Below are 16,553 nucleotides of genomic sequence, written 5' to 3'. Positions count from 1 at the left end.
CTCTCGGCAGCCGCGCGGCAATGATCTGGACATGACGAACTCCACGCCGCGGCGAACGGCTTTCACCGCGGGCCCCCTCCTCTTGACGGCCTACGGGCTCATCCGGCTGACCGATCCACAGCACGGCCCGGGCCTCGCCTGGTCGGCGGGCCACATCGCACTGCTGGCGGGAGTGGCGCTCTTCGCCCCGGTCTTCCTGGAGATGCGCCGTGCGGCGGTGCGCGGCCGCGGGCGGGCCGTCCGATGGTTCGCCGGGGCCGGGGCCGCGGCGGGCCTGATCGGCGTCGTGACGGCGGCGGTTCAGGCGGGGATCGACCTGGCCGTCGGGTTCCTCCGGTCGGACCGGGCCGCCATGGACGAGCTCTTCCAGCAGATCAAGGGCCATGCCGGGGTGGAGCCCGCCTTCTACACCGTCGGCCCGGTGCTGTTCTACATCGGGCTGGTGCTCCTCAGCGTGCAGCTGGCGGCGCTCCGCCGGATCGCGCCCTGGCAGCCGGTCGCGGTCGTGGCGGGCATCGCGGTCATGGCGGTCGGCCTGGACCTGATACCGCTCGGAGGCCTGCTGCTGCTCCTCGCCCTCGCGCCCATGGGGCGGCGGCACAGGTCCGAGGACGGGCCCGCCGCCCCCGCGGTGCCCTCCCGGGCGGCGTGAGGACACCCGCCGCGGGGCGGGCCCGGCCGAGGGCCGGATCCGGGGTCCGGGGTCCGGGGTCCGGGCTGCGGTCAGCGGTCAGGGGTCAGGGGTCAGGGGTCAGGGGCAGGATTCGCCGAACTTGACGGCCTTGAGGGTCACCGGCCGGCCGTCGAGGGCGGCGCCGGCCTGCGGCTCCTGCGAGCACACCTGCCAGTTGGACTCCTGGAGCACCATCCGGCTCTGCCCCGCGTCCTTCACGGTGACGCTCGCGTTGGACGGCAGGGCGCCGCGGGCCACCTTGACGGACTTGCCGGCGAAGTCCGGCATCGTGGCACCGGCCTGCGGCGGTGCACCGGCGTCGGCTGCCGGGCAGTCCTCCTCCAGCTTGACCGCGCCGAAGTCGATCGTGGTGTCGGTGGACAGGGTGCCCTGCCCGGGGTTCTGGGTGCAGACCTTCCAGTTCCGGTCGAAGGCCTGGGCCCGGCCGCGGCCCAGGCTGTCGTGCGACTTCAGACGGTAGAAGCCGGCCGCCTGGGCCTCGTCCTGCGCGCTCTGGAGGCCCTTGCCCACGAGGCTGGGCAGGGCGCCGCTCTTGGCGCCCTGGAGCGGGGCCTTGGACGGTGGCGGCGCGGTCGCGGGGCCGGAGGCGGTCGCCGAGGCGGCGGGTGTGCCGGGCGCCTTGGGATCGGCTGTCCTGGCGCCCGGCGCCGAGGTGTCCTGGCAGCCGGTGAGGGCCAGGAGCGCGGCGGCGACCGCGAGGGGGACGGCGGTGACGGTGTGCAGTGTGCGCATTCCGCCATGATCGCCGGGCTGCGGGGGGCGTGACCCGGAAGTGATGGGTTTGTGACGTGGGCCGCCGTACCGGGGACGGGTCGAACGGATGGGCGTGGGCGGGGGGCGGTTACCGGTCGATCGGGTCTCGCGTTGGCCCTGCATGAGCACGCTTGAAACCTCCACGCCGAGAACGGGTCGCCGTCGGCGGCCCCCTGCTCACGGGCACGAAGAATCGGTTCAGCAGCGGCAGCCCGATCCGCCGATCTACGGCGCCCTCATCGCCCGCTGGGCGGCCGACGGCCGGACCCTCCCGGGGCGGCGCGACCCGGAGTGGTCCAAGATCGCCTCGTCCCCGATCTGGCCGAGCGGCCCGCTGTTCGGCAGCTGACCCGCCCGCCAAGCGGTCCGGACCGGCCGCCGCCGGGCGGGTCGGATCCGCGCCGCGCGGATCGGGCCCCTCGCCGGCCGGATCGGACCGGCGCCCGGCGGGTCGGCTCTGCGCCGCGCGGGTCGGACCCCTCGCCGGCCGGATCGGGCCAGCGCCCGGCGGGTCGGCTCCGCGCAGCGCGGGTCGGACCCCTCGCCGGCCGGATCGGATCAGCGCCCGGCGGGTCGGTTCCGCGCCGCGCGGGTCGGACCGGCGCCCGGTCGGACCGGCACCCGGCGGGTCGGTTCCGCGCAGCGGGGTCGGACCCGCGCCGGTCGGGTCGGGCCGCTTGCCGGCCGGGGCGGGCCAGCGCCCGGCGGATCGGGTCCGCGCCCCGCGGGTCCGGCCGCTAGCCGGGCGGATCGGACCGGCGCCCGGCGGGTCGGGCCGGTACCGCCGGGTCCGGGTAGGCCGGGCCGGGGCGGGCGGGGGCGTCAGCGGGTCTCGGGGCCGGCCAGGTGGCGGGCGATGACCATGCGCTGGATCTGGTTGGTGCCCTCGACGATCTGGAGCACCTTCGCCTCGCGCATCAGCCGCTCCACCGGGAAGTCCGCGGTGTACCCGTACCCGCCGAGCACCTGGACGGCGTCCGTCGTGACGGCCATCGCCGCGTCCGTACAGAAGAGCTTCGCCATCGCCGCCTGCCGGGAGAACGGCTTGCCCGCGTCCCGCAGCCGCGCCGCCGCGAGGTAGAGCGCCCGGCCCGCCTCGATCTTCGTCGCCATGTCGGCCAGCATGAAGCGCAGCCCCTGGAAGTCCGCGATGGGGTGCCCGAACTGCTTGCGGTCCAGGGCGTAGGCCAGGGCCTCGTCCAGGGCCGCCTGGGCCACGCCGATCGCACACGCCGCGATGCCGAGGCGGCCCGCGTCCAGGGCGGCGAGCGCGATGGTGAAGCCCTGGCCCTCCTCGCCGATGCGCCGGGTGTCGGGGATGCGTACGCCGTCGAAGTGCAGCTGGGCGGTGGGCGAGCCCTTCATGCCCATCTTCTTCTCCGGGACGGCCGCCGTCAGGCCCTCCGCGTCGCCGGGCACGAGGAAGGCGGTGATGCCCTTGGGGCCCTGGCCGCCGGTCCGGGCGAGGACGGTGTAGAAGTCCGCGACCCCGCCGTGGGTGATCCAGGCCTTGGTGCCGCTTATGACCCAGTCGTCTCCGTCGCGCACCGCCTTGGTGGTGAGCGAGGCCGCGTCCGAGCCGGCGGCCGGTTCGGAGAGGCAGTACGCGCCGAGCAGGCCGCCGCCGAGCATCTCGGGGAGGTGGGCGCCCTGCTGCTCCTTGGTGCCGTACCCGGCCAGGCCGTGGCAGGCCAGCGAGTGCACGCTGACTCCGAGGCCGACCGTCAGCCGGGCCGCGGCGAGCTCTTCGAGCACCTGGAGGTAGACCTCGTACGGCTGCTCGCCGCCGCCGAACTCACCGGCGTACGGGAGTCCGAGCAGGCCGGCCTCCGACAGGAGCGTGAAGACCTCCCGGGGGAAGCGGCCGGCGTCCTCCTCCTCGGCGGCCCGGGGGCGGATCTCCCGCTGCGCGATCTCTCGTACGAGCGCGAGCAGATCGCGGGACTCCTCGGTGGGCAGCTGTCGGTCCACCGGCTGCGGGGCGCGGTCGTTCATGGCGGCGCTCTCCTCCCTCATCGGGCACGGCGGCGACGCGTGAGGTGTGGGACGCGCCGCCGGATCTCGGTGCTCTCACAGCCGATACTGCCCTCCCGGATCGCGGGAGGGGCTGTTCAGCGGCTGCGGCGGCTTGAGTATGCCCGATCAGGGGCTTCCCGTCACCGGTGCATGATCACCAAGGCCTCCCAGGCTATCCGCGGGGTCCTCGAGCGAGGGCGGAGCGGGGCACTCGGGCACGAACTCCTCGATCACGGTCAGCGTCGCGCGGAGCTGGCGGACCAGGAGCGCCCCGACCTCCGCGCGGTCGGGGCCGTCCGCCGCACCGAGGCCGCCGATCCATTCGAGGGTGATCCCCTCGACCCCGGAGAGCCAGCCCACCAGCGCGAGCCGGGCGACCGCCGGCACGGTGCGGCGGCCGTACGCGCCTTCGGCGATCGTGGCCATCAGCTCCTCGCGGACCGCGTCGCGGATGGCGAGCACCTCGGAGTCGGAGCCGACGCCGCCGGTGACGATGGTGCGGTAGGCGGACCGGTGGTGTTCGGCGTAGTGCAGGTAGCCGTCGATGGTGCGGCGGGCCCTTTCGGCGCCGGTCAGTTCGGGCTCCGCGCCCGCGCGGGCGACGAGTTCGGCGACGGAGTCCTCGACGATGGCGAGGTAGTAGCCGCGCTTGCTCTTGAAGTAGTAGTAGATCAACCCCTTGGCGACGCCCGCCTGTTTGGCGATGTCGTCCATGGAGAGCGCGTCGTACGAGGTGTCGGCGAACAACTTCCGTCCGATCGCCATGAGTTCGGCCCTGCGGACCTGCGAACGCTCGGTCGTGCCGCGCTGTTGACTATTATTCAAATTCAGCCCTAGCCTCGAACTCCCACAGGATGCCCGCAGTATGGCAGACCTGTCTCATGCACTTCCCCTGCGCACGGAACGACGTACGGGAGGCACTTCCATGAGCAAGAACAGCAGCCGCGAGGGCCGGGTCAAGTGGAGGAAGACGGCCGCCGTCGCGATGCCCGCGGTGGTCGCGGTCGGGGCGATGGCCATGGTCATGGCCCAGGGGGCGCTCGCCGCTTCCTTCGCCGTCTCGGGGACCTCCTTCCAGGTCTCCTCGTCCAAGCTGAGCAGCAAGGGCCTGGCCTCCTACGTGCAGACGGACCGCTCCGTCGACGGCAAGGGGCATCCGGTCGCACTGCTCGGCATCGGCGAGGCCACCCTCTCCGACATCTGCCAGTCCGCCGAGGTGGGCACCCCGCTGGGCAAGGTGGTCTTCAAGCTGACCGCGGGCGGGCCGGCCGGGCAGGTCACCGCCAGCAACCTGGTGATCGACGGTGAGGACCTGGACGGCGACGCCACCTTCGGAACGGCGCAGATCGGCCGGGACGCCTCGACCCTCGACGCGGTCGACGGGGTCAGGGGCGAGCCGGGCAAGTTCGGCCTCCAGGCCGGGAACATCGAGGTGCTGGACGTGAAGTCGCACGCCTGGTCCGCGACGGGCGGCAACTTCCGGCTCAAGGGCATGAAGCTGAGCGTCGGCCTGGACGGCAAGCAGTGCTTCTAGGCCCGCGCCGACCCGTGGGACACGGCGGCGGACGCGCGGTGTGGCGGCTTCCGCTGCCCGGCCCCCGCGAGCGGCTGCGCGCCTGGCGCCGGACCCGGCCGTTCTGGGGCGGTCTGCTGCTGGTGCTGGGCGGAGCCGAACTGCTGCTGGTCCCGCTGTCCCCGCTGACCGTGCTGGTCAGCCTGGGCCTCGGCGGGATCGCGGCCATCGGGATCGGTGCGGCGCTGATCGTGGCCGGCCTGTTCCTCTGGTTCCTCCCGCAGGCCCGGGCGTACGTATCGGTGCACGCCCTGCTGCTCTCGGTGCTGTCCTTCGTGGCGACGAACCTGGGCGGGTTCCTGGTCGGCATGCTGCTGGGCATCGCGGGCAGCGCGCTCGCCTTCGGCTGGACCCCGCTGCCGGACGGAGAGGCGGGCGAGGAGGGCGGCCCGTACGTGCCGAGCCCGGACGGCAGCGGGCCGCGCACCCTGGCCGCCGCGCTGCCGGTGGTGCTGCTGGCCGCGCTGGTCTCGGGGACCGGGCAGGCGAAGGCCGCGCCGGGCCCGCCGACGGCCGCCCGGACTCCCCCGACGGTGACCACCTCGCTCTTCGCGCCCCGGGGCTTCGCCCTGGCCGGGGTCACCCAGCTGGCCACGGTCGACGGGCCGCGCAAGGTGCTGGTGCTGAAGATGGCGGCGGCCTCGCTCCGCGACTACCGGCTGCGCACCCACGACGGCCGGGGCGAGTACGGGCTGGCGGCCGGGTCCCTGGAGCTGCGCGGCAACGTGACCCTGTACCTGACCAGGTTCAGCGGCTGCATCGAGGGCCTGCTGTGCGTCACCTTCAGCCCCGACGGGCTGCCCGCTCCCCCGGTGATCCCGCCGTTCGTCTTCATGACCCAGGTCAGCGCCGAGCAGGCGCTGGTCACCTCCGACGTGATCGTCACCGACGGGCTGCGTCTGGAGGCCTCGTGATCCCGGTCCAGGCCGCTCCAGGCGGTGGCGATCGCCGGGGCGGGGTGTACGGGCTGCCGCCCGGCGAGCGGGCGGGCGGGGGGCGGCGGGGTGGCTAGAGCCAGCCGACCTGGGTGACGAACATGGCGACGACGACCACCAGGGTCCAGCCCAGTACGTGCTCCAGCCAGCTGGAACCGTCCTTGGGGCCACCCGTTCGGACGAGGCTGCGGGCGCGGTCGGTCTGGGCTGCGGTGTGTGCGGTCATGCCGTCCAATGTGGCAGCCTTCGCGGCCTTTGCGGTAGAGACGCTCGTCACTGGTGGCGCACGTCACGCCCGCCGGAGGTTTCCGGCGGGCGTGACGTGCGGGTGCGCCGGATCAGGTGGCGCGGCGGTCGCGGCCCGCCATGCCCGCCATGGCCAGGGCCAGCAGCAGGCCCACGCAGCCGGCGATGACGTTGCTGACCACCGTGCGGGTGGTGGAGACGTCGCCGGCGATGACCCAGGGGGCGACGATCGTCCAGGCCGCGATGGCGACCGCGGTCCACGCCATGGCGTGCGTGCGCTCGTAGGCGGAACCCAGGCCGCCCATGCACAGACAGTACGCAAGGCCGGCGATGAGGTTGTTGACCGCCAGGGAGCTCAGGCCGCTGAAGCCGGCGATCCACGGCGAGGCCGCGATGTACAGGCCCGTGATCAGGGCCAGCGCCTCGACCGCCTGCGCGCGGGGCGTGCTCGTGACCTGTTCGAAGCGGGTGCGCATCTCGGCGAGGTCAGGGTGGTGTTCGATGCTCGGGTGGGTGGTCATGGCGGGCTGCCTCCTGTTGAAGCCTGAATCTGCCCTGTTGTCTACATATGCCCTTGTGCCCCTTATCTTGCGCTTACAACCCATTTGGAGCAATGCGAGCCGCGGCCGTTTTTCGCGAGGGCGCTGCACGAGGGCACTTCACGAGGGCACTTCACGCAGGCACCTCTCCGGGGCGTCCTCAGAGCACCCCGACCGCCCGCAGCGCGTCGATCTGCGCCGGCGTCGGGCGGGCCGGCGCGTAGAGGTAGCAGATCCCCCCGGTGCCGGACACCTCCTTGCCGGCGGCGTTGCGGCGCTTGGTGCGGAGCCAGACCTTCTCCCATTCGGCGCGCCGGTAGACGCGGCGCACCGCCGCCTTGTCCGCCGAGTTCGGGTCGTTGGCGATCACGTCTCCGGCCGCCGTGAAGCCGATGACCGTCATCAGGTGGCCCGCCGTGCCGTAGCCCGCGCCGGTCAGCTCCTGGGGCAGGAAGGACTGGGAGGTGATCGCCGGGATGCCGGCCCGGACCAGGGTCTCCAGTTCGGAGAGGGAGGTGAGCCGGGTGACCACCCCGGCCATCTCCCGGTACGTGGCCGCGTACGCGGCATTGAAGGGCCAGTTGCCGCAGCCCTTGTACGCCGCGTCGTACGTCGAGCGGGCGGCGTGGCACACCTGCGGGTCGGAGTAGCCCTTCTTGACCCAGCCCAGGGCCTCGGCGCCGGCCTTGCGGCCCCAGTACTCGATGATCATCTGGGAGGAGGTGGGGCTGCACCAGGCCTCGCCGCCGTTGTCGTACTCGGGGTAGCGGCCGATGTGCACCTCCTGGGAGTAGCGCGGGACCTTCAGCTCCAGGGCCGTGCCGGAGGGAGCGGAGGCGGGCACGGTGAACCGGTCCGGGACGTCGGAGGCCATGGCCCCCGCGAGCCAGACGGTGGGTCCGCCCTCCGCGCCGGGTCTGCGGTAGAGGGTCAGCCGCAGCTGCCAGTCCCGGATGCGCAGCCCGCTCGCCTTGGCGGGGCCGTCCAGGGCGAGGGTGTCGGTCCAGACGGTGCTCCGGCCGTCGGTCTGGCCGTCCACCGAGGTGCGCCGGATGTCGCCGTCGCCGGAGGCCCAGCGGCCCATCACGTACCAGGGGGTGGCGGTGCCGTCGGTGTAGGTGCCGCGCAGCTCGGTCTGGATCCAGGTGCCGGCCGGGGTGCGGGCGTTCCAGGAGGCGATGGCCTCGGTGGCGGGGACCGAGGAGCGGTGCACCGGGGAGGTCCAGGTGGCGTATTCCCAGGTGGCCTTCTTCGCGGTGTGCGGGTCCGTGTACCCGGTCCGGCCGGCCGGGGCCTCGATCTCCAGGCCGGGGCGGGTCCCGCCGACGGCGGTGGTGCCCCGGTGGGTGCCGGCCCGCCAGTGCTCGGCGGAGTACCAGAAGCGGTTGTCGACCGTCCGGGCCGCGGCGGCTCCCGCGTCGGCCTCCGGGGCGGGGGTGTCCTTCGGGCCGGTGTTGTCCTTCGGGCCGCCGCGGGGAGCTCCGGCGGCCGAGGCGGCCGCTCCCGGGACGGTGGCCGCCGCGGCGGCCGCGAGGGCGACGGCGAGCAGGGCCCTGCGTGGTGTGGGTGCGGTCATCGGTGCGGCCCCCTGGGGTCGGTGCGTCGGCTCGGCTCCTCCACCATTCCAGTTCCCGCCTCCCGCGCGCCGAAGCCAGGGGCCCGTGTCGCGGTGAGCGCCGCCCGGGGCGCGGTTCCCGGCACTCTCACCGCCGTTCGGCCCCGCGGTTCGGCCGGGTCCGGAGCCGCCCCGGGCAGGGCTTGGGGGCCGGACGGCCGCAGGTCATAGGCTGGCCGGGTGGAGCCCGACCCCTCGTCCCCCTCACGCGCCCCCTCCGAGCCCGCCGTACCCCTGGAGCGGCTCGCGCGGGAGCTCGCCGCGCTGCCCCCCTCCCTCGGCCCGGTGCGGCTGATCGGGATCGACGGCCATGCCGGGTCCGGGAAGAGCACCTTCGCGGGGCGGCTCGCCGCGGCCCTGGGCGGGGCGCCGGTGCTGCACCTGGACGACGTGGCGACCCACGCGGAGCTGTTCGCCTGGGACGGGCGGCTGCGCGCGCAGGTGCTGGAGCCGCTCGCGGCCGGCCGGCCGGCGCGCTGGGCCCCGTACGACTGGGTGGAGCGCCGCTTCGGCCCGGAGCGGGCGCTGGAGCCGGCCCCGGTGCTGCTCGTCGAGGGGGTCGGGGCGGGCCGGCGGGCGCTGCGCCCGTGGCTGGCGCGGCTGCTGTGGATGGAGATGCCGCGCGCGAAGTCCTGGGGGCGCGGGCGGGACCGGGACGGGCGCGAACTCTCCGACTTCTGGGACGGATGGGAGCGCGCGGAGCTCGCGCACTTCTCGGACGACCCTTCGCGCCCCTTCGCCGACACGCTGGTGCGCCAGAGCGGTACGGGATACGAGTGGACTTCCGGGACGGATGCGACCGCGGGAACCGCCGCTTCCATCACTGAGGGTGACGAACTCCCCCGGGCCTGAGCGGGGCCGGAAATCCGCCGGGACGGGCCTTCTCCGACCCGCTTGACCTGGCCCCCGCGACGGCCTTACGTTCTGAATGCGCGGTCCGCAAAGGCCGCAGCGGATACGAAGCCCCCGATTGTTCCCCCGTGATCGGGGGCTTCGTTCTGTCTCCGGCCGAGTCGGACGCCCCGATCGGGGCGCGACTGCCGCCCCGCCCTTTACCCTGAGTGACCACAGCGGCCCGGGACGGACTCCCGACGCGCACCCGTCGCACCCTGGGTAAGGTGCGTCACCGCAGGTACGATGCAGCCCTGATTTCATCTGGCGCGGTAGGCAACTCGCGGGAGCGACGCGGGGGTTGCCGCGTACCACGGGGGCAGGCTTGTGGGGGATGTGATGGACTTCGGCACGCCGGGCAGCACGCACGCCCCGGCCGAGCTCGCCTGGCTGCGCGGGGTCGACGCCTGCACCATGGGCGCGTACCCGCAGGCCGAGGAGGAGTTCCGGGCGGCCGTACGACTGGATCCCGCGATGGCCGACGCCTGGCTGGGCCTGCACGCGCTCCGGGTGGACACCACCAACGCCTTATTGCGCATGTACGCCCACCGGGACCGGTTCGGGGAGCAGCGCGCCCGCCACCGCAGGACGCTGAACTCGTGGTACTGGCTGGGCTGGTGGGTGCAGCCGGTGCTGGAGAGCCGCCGGGACCTGCTGCTGGCCCACGCCTCGCACTGGCTGGACGGCCGCCACGTGCCCGAGCTGGACCAGGCGCTGGCCGCCCTGCCGCCGGTGGACACGGATTCCCAGGTGCGGTTCCTGCACGCCTGCCGGGCGTATCTGGTCAAGGACTGGGAGCAGTTGGTCCGGCAGACGGAGCCGCTGGTGGACGATCCGCTGCTGGGCATCGAGGCGGGCCTGTTCGGCGGGATGGCCCGGGTCCGGCTGGAGATGTACGGGCAGGCGGAGCCGATGCTGTCGGCGGCGCTGATGCGCTGCCGCAGCGAGCAGCCGCAGCGCAAGGAGCTGCGGTACTGGCTGGCGCGGGCGCACGAGGGCACCGGTCGCAGTGCGGCGGCGCTGCCGCTGTACCGGGCGGTGCACCGGGTGGACCCGGCGTTCATGGACACGGCGGCCCGGCTGACGGCCATCGAGGACAGCGACTTCGTCGACGGCGCCGACGGCTACGCGGGCTACGGGCACGCGGGCGAGGGCTTCGCCGGGCACGGCCTGTCCACGGCCGGCGGGGACTTCGCGGCGGTGGCGCTGGGCGGCGGGGGGCCGGTCCAGGACATCGCGGCGGACGGTCAGGTCGAGCCGGACCCGCTGGCCGGCCCGGAGCCGCCGGACCAGCGGTTCGGGCCGGGGGCGGCGCCGTCCGGCGCGGGCCGGCTGGAAGGCGCGCGCCGCAAGGTGTCCGTGCCGCCGCAGGGCGCGCCGGCGGGGCTCCCGGCCGGGCCCGCCGATCCGGAGGCGCTGGCCGAGGCGCTCGCGGAGCTGGAGCGGATGGTGGGCCTGGAGCCGGTGAAGCGTCAGGTGAAGGCGCTGTCGGCGCAGTTGCACATGGCGAGGCTGCGGGCCGGTCAGGGGCTGCCGGTGCAGCCGCCGAAGCGGCACTTCGTCTTCTCGGGGCCGTCGGGCACGGGCAAGACCACGGTGGCGCGGATCCTGGGCCGGGTGTTCTACGCGCTGGGGCTGCTGGGCGGCGACCACCTGGTGGAGGCTCAGCGGGCCGATCTGGTCGGCGAGTTCCTGGGGCAGACGGCCGTGAAGGCCAACGAGCTGATCGATTCGGCGATCGGCGGGGTGCTGTTCGTGGACGAGGCGTACAGCCTGTCCAACTCCGGCTACAGCAAGGGCGACGCGTACGGCGACGAGGCCCTCCAGGTGCTGCTGAAGCGGGCCGAGGACAACCGCGACCACCTGGTGGTGATCCTGGCGGGCTACCCGGCCGGGATGGACCGGCTGCTGGCCACGAACCCCGGGCTGTCCTCGCGGTTCACCACCCGGGTGGACTTCCCGAGCTACCGGCCGCTGGAGCTGACCGCGATCGGCGGGGTGCTGGCGGACGCGAACGGCGACCGGTGGGACGAGGAGGCGCTGGACGAGCTGCGCAGCATCAGCGGGCACGTGGTCGAGCAGGGCTGGATCGACGAGCTGGGCAACGGCCGCTTCCTGCGGACGCTGTACGAGAAGAGCTGCGCGTACCGGGACCTGCGGCTGGCGGGCTTCGCCGGGGACCCCTCCCGGGACGACCTGGCGACGCTGCGGCTGGCGGACCTGATGCAGGCCTACGGGGAGGTCCTGTCGGGCCGGGGCCCGCAGGAACGGCCGGAGCCCCCGCCGCTGTAGGCGGCGGGGGCTCCGGGGAGGCGCGGGGTCAGCCGGCCATGGCGCCCTCGGACACGGGTGCCCGGCGGGCCGGCGGAGTCGTGCGGTGCGCGGGGTCGCGTACCTCTCCGACCAGCATCTCCAGGACGTCCTCCATCGCGACCAGCCCCAGCACCCGGCCGGACGGGTCCGCGACCTGGGCCAGGTGGGTGGCGTCCCGGCGCATGACGCTGAGGGCGTCGTCCAGCGGGAGGGTGGAGCAGACGGTGGTCATCCGGCGCCAGACCCGCTGGGGCACGGCCCGTTCGCGTTCCTCCAGGTCCAGTACGTCCTTCACGTGCAGGTAGCCCATGAAGGCGCCGCTGTCCGAGCGGACCGGGAAGCGGGAGTAGCCGGTGCGCACCGTCAGCTGTTCGATCTGGCGCGGGGTGACGGCCGGGCCGACCGAGACCAGCCGGTCGCGGGCCAGCAGGACGTCGGTGACCGGGCGGCTGCCCAGTTCCAGGGCGTCCTCCAGGCGCTCCTGCTCCACCGGCTCCAGGAGCCCGGCCTGCCGGGAGTCCTTGAGGAGCCGGCCGAGCTGGGCACTGGTGTAGACGGCCTCGACCTCGTCCTTCGGCTCGACCTTGAAGAGCCGCAGGACGAGCGTGGCGCAGGCGCCGAGCGCGGTGGTGACCGGCCCGCAGAGGCGGGCGAAGGCGACCAGGCCGGGGCTGAACCACAGGGCGGTCTTCTCGGGGGCGGCCATGGCGAGGTTCTTGGGGACCATCTCGCCGATGACCAGGTGCAGGAAGACCACGGCGGCGAGCGCGAAGGCGTAGCCGAGGGGGTGGATCAGGCCCTGCGGCACGTGGGCGGCGTGGAAGACGGGCTCCAGCAGCCGGGCCACGGTGGGTTCGGCGACCGCGCCGAGGGTGAGCGAGCACATGGTGATGCCGAACTGCGCGGCGGCCATCATGCGCGGCAGGTTCTCCAGGCCGTGGAGCACCTGGCGGGCCCGCTTGGACCCGGCCGCGAGGGGCTCGATCTGGCTCCGGCGTACGGAGACCAGGGCGAACTCGGCGCCGACGAAGAAACCATTGGCCAGGACCAGGAGCAGGGCGAAGACGAGCTGGAGCGCGTTCACCGGCCCACCACCTGGAGCTCGGCCGGGGCGGGCACCGGGGCGGTACGGACCAGCCGGACGCGTTCGGCCCGGTAGCGGCCGACCTGGCGGACGGACAGCCGCCAGCCGGGGAGTTCGGCGCGGTCCCCGGGGGCGGGGATCCGGCCGAGCAGGTCCGCGACGAGACCGGCGACGGTCTCGTAGGGGCCCTCGGGCACTTCCAGGCCTATCCGGCGCAGGGTCTGCACGCGGCAGCTGCCGTCGGCCTCCCAGGAGGGGCGGCCGTCCTCGGCGGGTACGGCGGCCAGTTCGGGGCTCTCGTCCTCCGCGAGGTCGTGCTCGTCGCGTACCTCTCCGACGAGCTCCTCCACGATGTCCTCCAGGGTGACGACCCCGGCGGTGCCGCCGTACTCGTCGACGACCACGGCCATCGGCTGTTCGCTGCGCAGCCGCTCCAGCAGCGGCTGCACCGGCAGGGAGCCGGGCACCAGCAGCGGGGCGACGCAGATCCGGCTGACGCTGGTGCGGGCGCGCTCGGACTCGGGTACGGCGAGGGCGTCCTTGAGGTGGACCACGCCGGTGATCTCGTCGATGCGCTCGCGGTAGACCGGGAAGCGGGACAGGCCGGTGGCCCGGGTGAGGTTGAGCACGTCGGCCGCGGTGGCCGTGTGCTGGAGGGCGCTGACCTTCACGCGGGGGGTCATGACGTGCTGGGCCGTGAGCTCGCCCAGCGAGAGGGTCCGTACGAAGAGGTCGGCGGTGTCCTGTTCCAGGGCGCCGGCCTGGGCCGAGTGGCGGACCAGGGAGACCAGTTCGCCGGGGGTGCGGGCGGAGGCCATCTCCTCGGTCGGCTCGACGCCGAGCGCCCGTACGAGCCGGTTGGCCACGGCGTTGAGGGCCGCGATGACCGGCCGGAAGGCGCGGGAGAAGACCTGCTGGGGTCCGGCCACGAAGCGGGCGACCTGGAGCGGCCGGGAGACCGCCCAGTTCTTCGGTACGAGCTCACCGACCACCATCTGGACGGCGGAGGCGAGCAGCATGCCGATCACGACGGCGACACCGGAGACGGCTCCGCGGGGCAGGCCGGTCGCGGCGAGCGGCCCGGTCAGCAGGGCTGCCAGGGCCGGTTCGGCGAGCATGCCGACCACCAGGGAGGTGATGGTGATGCCGAGCTGGGTGCCGGAGAGCTGGAAGGACAGCTCCCGCAGGGCGCTCACGACCGTGCGGGCACGGCGGTCACCGTCGGCTGCGGCGCGTTCGGCCTCGGCGCGCTCCACCGTGACGAGGCCGAATTCGGCCGCCACGAAGAAACCGTTGGCGAGGATCAGGACGAAAGCCGCCACGAGCAGGAGTAGCGGGATGGTCATGCCGCCGCCTCCGCAGGGAGGGCGGCGCGGGTACTACCGGACGATCCGTCCATTGCTGGAGGGAGTCACTCCTCAAGTCGCAGTTGCCCACGGGCCACGGGGTCCCGGGGCCGGTGGGAGGGCGCACAGCTGCGCCCCGCCCACCAGGGTAGTCATTGAGATCGCCGCCGCAATGGGACGCAGCGACGATCCTCGACGGGGTCAGTGGTGGTTCGCTCCGGTTCCGCGGCTCTCGGCCAGGGCGCGCAGGGCGCGGGCGTCGCCGATCGCCTGGGCCTTGGCCACCCCGGGCTGGATGCCGAGTACGGGCAGGCTGGTGCCGTCGTTGAGGTCCAGGAACACCCAGGGGTCGCCGGGGCGGAGGTTCACGCGCAGGATCTGCGCCCATTCCAGGCGGCGGGTGGTGGTGAGGTTGACGACGGTGACCCCGGTCTCGTCCGCGACCACCTTGGGGCGGCTGAGCAGGACGAGGACGGACGACAGCAGCGCGGCGGTGGAGAGGAAGCTGATCCGCTCCGCCAGGCTCAGGTTCTCCAGGAGGAACGCGATCGATCCGATGGTCACGAACATGGCGGTCCCGACGCCCAGCAGGACGGCCCGGGTGCGGTTCGGCCGGAAGGTGACCGGCAGGGCGGGCGGGGCGGGCTGGGCGGCGGACTCGCTCATGGTGCTTCGGGGTGCCTTCTGGAGGTCGTGTCGCGGGTCAGAGACGGCAGGCGTGGATCGAGGTGGTGAGGATCGCGCGGGCGCCGAGCTCGTACAGGTCGTCCATGATCCGCTGGGCTTCCTTGGCGGGGACCATCGCGCGGACGGCGACCCAGCCCTCGTTGTGCAGCGGGGACACGGTCGGCGACTCCAGGCCCGGGGTGAGGGCGACCGCGCGCTCCAGGTGCTCGGCGCGGCAGTCGTAGTCCATCATCACGTAGCTGCGCGCCACCAGGACGCCCTGGAGGCGGCGCAGGAACTGCTGGGCGCGCGGGTCCTCGGGGTCGCTGCCGTTGCCGCGGATGACCACGGCCTCGGAGGTCAGGATCGGCTCGCCGATGACCTCCAGGCCGGCGTTGCGCAGGCTGGTGCCGGTCTCCACGACGTCCGCGATGATCTGGGCGACGCCGAGCTGGATGGCGGTCTCGACCGCGCCGTCGAGGTGGACGACGGAGGCGTCGATGCCCTTCTCGGCGAGGTGCTTCGCGACGATTCCCTCGTACGAGGTCGCGATGGTCATCCCGGTGAAGTCCTCGGGGCCCTTCGCCGTGCCGGGCATGGTGGCGTAGCGGAAGGTGGACCGGCCGAAGTTCAGCGGCAGGATCTCCTCGGCGCTGGCGCCGGAGTCGAGCAGCAGGTCCCGGCCGGTGATGCCGATGTCGAGCTTGCCGGAGGACACGTAGATCGCGATGTCCTTGGGCCGGAGGTAGAAGAACTCCACCTCGTTCTCGGGGTCGACGACCACGAGCTCCTTGGACTCCTTGCGCATCCGGTAGCCGGCCTCATGGAGCATCGCCGACGCCGGTCCGGAGAGTGAACCCTTGTTGGGGACGGCGATGCGCAGCATGGGGCTTCCTTTGGTGCGTAGGTTGCGAAAGGGTGGGTGCGGGCGCGCCCGCGCGGTGCGCGGGGGCCCGCGGGGAGAGCTCCGGCCTAGAGGTGCGCGTAGACGTCGTCGAGGGAGATCCCGCGCGCCACCATCATCACCTGGACGTGGTAGAGCAGCTGGGAGATCTCCTCGGCGGCGGCTTCCTTGCCCTCGTACTCGGCGGCCATCCAGACCTCGGCGGCCTCCTCGACGACCTTCTTGCCGATGGCATGGACGCCCTTGGAGACGAGCTCGGCGGTGCGGGAGGTGCTGGGGTCGCCGTTGGCGGCCTTGAGCTGGAGCTCGGTGAAGAGCTCTTCGAAGCTCTTGGGGGGTTTGTTCGCCATGATGGTCCTCAGAATAAGGGGTCTCCCGCCGCCACTCAGCGCCAGGGTTCGCTGACGGTCCGCAGGGTCATGGCGGTGGAGACGGCGGCGGTGACCGCTTCGTGCCCCTTGTCCTCGTTCGATCCCTCAAGCCCGGCGCGGTCCAGCGCCTGCTCGTCGGTGTCGCAGGTCAGTACGCCGAAGCCGACGGGGACTCCGGTGTCGATCGATACCTGTACCAGGCCCTGGGTGACGCCCTGGCAGACGTATTCGAAGTGCGGGGTGCCGCCGCGGATGACCACTCCGAGGGCGACGATGGCATCGTAACCGCGACCGGCCAGTACCTTCGCCACGACCGGGAGCTCGAAGCTGCCCGGCACGCGGAGCAGGGTGGGCTCGTCGATGCCCAGCTCGTGCAGGGCCCGCAGGGCGCCGTCGACCAGACCGTCCATGACCTTCTCGTGCCACTGGGCCGCGATCACGGCGACCCGGAGGTCGCCGCAGTTCTTCACACTCAGTTCGGGTGCGCCCTTGCCGCTCACAGCTCTGCTCCTAGGTGTTGGTTGCTCGTACGCGTGGGGTGTTGCCGGTACCCGGTTGCCGGTACCCGGTTGCCGCTACTCGGTTGCCGGTACTCGGTTGCCGGTAC

General features: G+C 73.3%; 18 protein-coding genes. 6 read left to right on the top strand and 12 right to left on the bottom strand.

Translation table 11 applies throughout. The annotated features are described in order from the left end of the window. Window positions 1–31 precede the first annotated feature (31 nt). Window positions 32–652, top strand: coding sequence for a hypothetical protein (locus ACZ4TG_RS35760; RefSeq protein ID WP_468171747.1), 621 nt, complete (start codon window positions 32–34; stop codon window positions 650–652). 99 nt (window positions 653–751) lie between these two features. Here the strand turns inward: ACZ4TG_RS35760 and ACZ4TG_RS35755 are convergent, their stop codons facing one another. After that, window positions 752–1,426 (bottom strand): hypothetical protein, encoded by a 675-nt coding sequence (locus ACZ4TG_RS35755; RefSeq protein WP_468171744.1) that lies wholly within the window; start codon window positions 1,424–1,426, stop codon window positions 752–754. 142 nt (window positions 1,427–1,568) lie between these two features. Between ACZ4TG_RS35755 and ACZ4TG_RS35750 the strand changes: the two genes are divergently transcribed. Beyond that, window positions 1,569–1,796 carry a hypothetical protein gene (locus ACZ4TG_RS35750; RefSeq protein ID WP_468171741.1) on the top strand — a complete coding sequence of 76 codons (228 nt, stop codon included), beginning with the start codon at window positions 1,569–1,571 and terminating at the stop codon, window positions 1,794–1,796. A gap of 473 nt (window positions 1,797–2,269) precedes the next feature. On the opposite strand, the gene ACZ4TG_RS35745 is transcribed toward ACZ4TG_RS35750, so the two are convergent. Both ACZ4TG_RS35745 and ACZ4TG_RS35740 read right to left on the bottom strand, forming a co-directional pair. Next, window positions 2,270–3,442 carry an acyl-CoA dehydrogenase family protein gene (locus tag ACZ4TG_RS35745; protein ID WP_468171738.1) on the bottom strand — a complete coding sequence of 391 codons (1,173 nt, stop codon included), beginning with the start codon at window positions 3,440–3,442 and terminating at the stop codon, window positions 2,270–2,272. Between the two features lie 147 nt (window positions 3,443–3,589). Then, a complete protein-coding gene (locus ACZ4TG_RS35740; RefSeq protein WP_468171735.1) occupies window positions 3,590–4,228 on the bottom strand; it encodes a TetR/AcrR family transcriptional regulator in 639 nt (212 codons plus the stop codon). Between the two features lie 160 nt (window positions 4,229–4,388). Between ACZ4TG_RS35740 and ACZ4TG_RS35735 the strand changes: the two genes are divergently transcribed. Continuing rightward, window positions 4,389–4,997 carry a DUF6230 family protein gene (locus ACZ4TG_RS35735; protein WP_468171732.1) on the top strand — a complete coding sequence of 203 codons (609 nt, stop codon included), beginning with the start codon at window positions 4,389–4,391 and terminating at the stop codon, window positions 4,995–4,997. A gap of 38 nt (window positions 4,998–5,035) precedes the next feature. After that, window positions 5,036–5,950 carry a DUF6114 domain-containing protein gene (locus tag ACZ4TG_RS35730; protein ID WP_468171729.1) on the top strand — a complete coding sequence of 305 codons (915 nt, stop codon included), beginning with the start codon at window positions 5,036–5,038 and terminating at the stop codon, window positions 5,948–5,950. Window positions 5,951–6,044: 94 nt separating this feature from the next. On the opposite strand, the gene ACZ4TG_RS35725 is transcribed toward ACZ4TG_RS35730, so the two are convergent. The 3 genes from ACZ4TG_RS35725 to ACZ4TG_RS35715 all read right to left on the bottom strand — a co-directional run bounded on the left by ACZ4TG_RS35725 (window position 6,045) and on the right by ACZ4TG_RS35715 (window position 8,332). Beyond that, on the bottom strand, window positions 6,045–6,197 hold the full coding sequence (locus ACZ4TG_RS35725) for an SCO1431 family membrane protein (RefSeq protein WP_468171726.1): 153 nt from the start codon (window positions 6,195–6,197) through the stop codon (window positions 6,045–6,047). Between the two features lie 112 nt (window positions 6,198–6,309). Further along, complete coding sequence (locus ACZ4TG_RS35720; protein ID WP_468171723.1) at window positions 6,310–6,738, bottom strand: SPW repeat protein; 429 nt, start codon at window positions 6,736–6,738, stop codon at window positions 6,310–6,312. A 178-nt stretch (window positions 6,739–6,916) separates the two neighbouring features. After that, window positions 6,917–8,332, bottom strand: coding sequence for a peptidase C39 family protein (locus tag ACZ4TG_RS35715; protein WP_468171720.1), 1,416 nt, complete (start codon window positions 8,330–8,332; stop codon window positions 6,917–6,919). Between the two features lie 219 nt (window positions 8,333–8,551). Here ACZ4TG_RS35715 and ACZ4TG_RS35710 point away from each other — a divergent pair, with 219 nt between their 5' ends. Continuing rightward, on the top strand, window positions 8,552–9,223 hold the full coding sequence (locus tag ACZ4TG_RS35710) for a uridine kinase family protein (protein ID WP_468171717.1): 672 nt from the start codon (window positions 8,552–8,554) through the stop codon (window positions 9,221–9,223). A gap of 378 nt (window positions 9,224–9,601) precedes the next feature. Continuing rightward, on the top strand, window positions 9,602–11,554 hold the full coding sequence (locus tag ACZ4TG_RS35705) for an AAA family ATPase (RefSeq protein ID WP_468171714.1): 1,953 nt from the start codon (window positions 9,602–9,604) through the stop codon (window positions 11,552–11,554). Between the two features lie 28 nt (window positions 11,555–11,582). Here ACZ4TG_RS35705 and ACZ4TG_RS35700 read toward each other — a convergent pair whose 3' ends face one another. The 6 genes from ACZ4TG_RS35700 to ribH all read right to left on the bottom strand — a co-directional run bounded on the left by ACZ4TG_RS35700 (window position 11,583) and on the right by ribH (window position 16,446). Continuing rightward, complete coding sequence (locus ACZ4TG_RS35700) at window positions 11,583–12,659, bottom strand: hemolysin family protein (RefSeq protein ID WP_468171711.1); 1,077 nt, start codon at window positions 12,657–12,659, stop codon at window positions 11,583–11,585. Further along, window positions 12,656–14,005: a hemolysin family protein gene (locus ACZ4TG_RS35695; protein ID WP_468171708.1), complete on the bottom strand. Its 1,350-nt coding sequence runs from the start codon at window positions 14,003–14,005 to the stop codon at window positions 12,656–12,658. The genes ACZ4TG_RS35700 and ACZ4TG_RS35695 overlap by 4 nt, the downstream gene beginning before the upstream one ends. 201 nt (window positions 14,006–14,206) lie before the next feature. Continuing rightward, on the bottom strand, window positions 14,207–14,671 hold the full coding sequence (locus ACZ4TG_RS35690) for a PH domain-containing protein (RefSeq protein ID WP_468171705.1): 465 nt from the start codon (window positions 14,669–14,671) through the stop codon (window positions 14,207–14,209). A gap of 37 nt (window positions 14,672–14,708) precedes the next feature. Continuing rightward, window positions 14,709–15,557 (bottom strand): ATP phosphoribosyltransferase, encoded by an 849-nt coding sequence (gene hisG / locus ACZ4TG_RS35685; protein ID WP_468171702.1) that lies wholly within the window; start codon window positions 15,555–15,557, stop codon window positions 14,709–14,711. 86 nt (window positions 15,558–15,643) lie between these two features. Further along, complete coding sequence (locus tag ACZ4TG_RS35680) at window positions 15,644–15,925, bottom strand: phosphoribosyl-ATP diphosphatase (protein WP_031144947.1); 282 nt, start codon at window positions 15,923–15,925, stop codon at window positions 15,644–15,646. A gap of 35 nt (window positions 15,926–15,960) precedes the next feature. Next, complete coding sequence (gene ribH, locus ACZ4TG_RS35675) at window positions 15,961–16,446, bottom strand: 6,7-dimethyl-8-ribityllumazine synthase (RefSeq protein ID WP_468171698.1); 486 nt, start codon at window positions 16,444–16,446, stop codon at window positions 15,961–15,963. Between the last annotated feature and the right edge of the window lie 107 nt (window positions 16,447–16,553).

Source organism: Streptomyces sp. NPDC028314, assembly GCF_055565795.1.
This window is presented reverse-complemented; position numbering and strand designations above follow the sequence as displayed.

Coding starts and splice junctions, on each gene's coding strand:
- ACZ4TG_RS35760 (WP_468171747.1), top strand. CDS start 32: ATGACGAACTCCACGCCGCGGCGAACGGCTTTCACCGCGGGCCCCCTC.
- ACZ4TG_RS35755 (WP_468171744.1), bottom strand. CDS start 1,426: ATGCGCACACTGCACACCGTCACCGCCGTCCCCCTCGCGGTCGCCGCC.
- ACZ4TG_RS35750 (WP_468171741.1), top strand. CDS start 1,569: ATGAGCACGCTTGAAACCTCCACGCCGAGAACGGGTCGCCGTCGGCGG.
- ACZ4TG_RS35745 (WP_468171738.1), bottom strand. CDS start 3,442: ATGAACGACCGCGCCCCGCAGCCGGTGGACCGACAGCTGCCCACCGAG.
- ACZ4TG_RS35740 (WP_468171735.1), bottom strand. CDS start 4,228: ATGGCGATCGGACGGAAGTTGTTCGCCGACACCTCGTACGACGCGCTC.
- ACZ4TG_RS35735 (WP_468171732.1), top strand. CDS start 4,389: ATGAGCAAGAACAGCAGCCGCGAGGGCCGGGTCAAGTGGAGGAAGACG.
- ACZ4TG_RS35725 (WP_468171726.1), bottom strand. CDS start 6,197: ATGACCGCACACACCGCAGCCCAGACCGACCGCGCCCGCAGCCTCGTC.
- ACZ4TG_RS35720 (WP_468171723.1), bottom strand. CDS start 6,738: ATGACCACCCACCCGAGCATCGAACACCACCCTGACCTCGCCGAGATG.
- ACZ4TG_RS35715 (WP_468171720.1), bottom strand. CDS start 8,332: ATGACCGCACCCACACCACGCAGGGCCCTGCTCGCCGTCGCCCTCGCG.
- ACZ4TG_RS35705 (WP_468171714.1), top strand. CDS start 9,602: ATGGACTTCGGCACGCCGGGCAGCACGCACGCCCCGGCCGAGCTCGCC.
- ACZ4TG_RS35695 (WP_468171708.1), bottom strand. CDS start 14,005: ATGACCATCCCGCTACTCCTGCTCGTGGCGGCTTTCGTCCTGATCCTC.
- ACZ4TG_RS35690 (WP_468171705.1), bottom strand. CDS start 14,671: ATGAGCGAGTCCGCCGCCCAGCCCGCCCCGCCCGCCCTGCCGGTCACC.
- hisG (WP_468171702.1), bottom strand. CDS start 15,557: ATGCTGCGCATCGCCGTCCCCAACAAGGGTTCACTCTCCGGACCGGCG.
- ACZ4TG_RS35680 (WP_031144947.1), bottom strand. CDS start 15,925: ATGGCGAACAAACCCCCCAAGAGCTTCGAAGAGCTCTTCACCGAGCTC.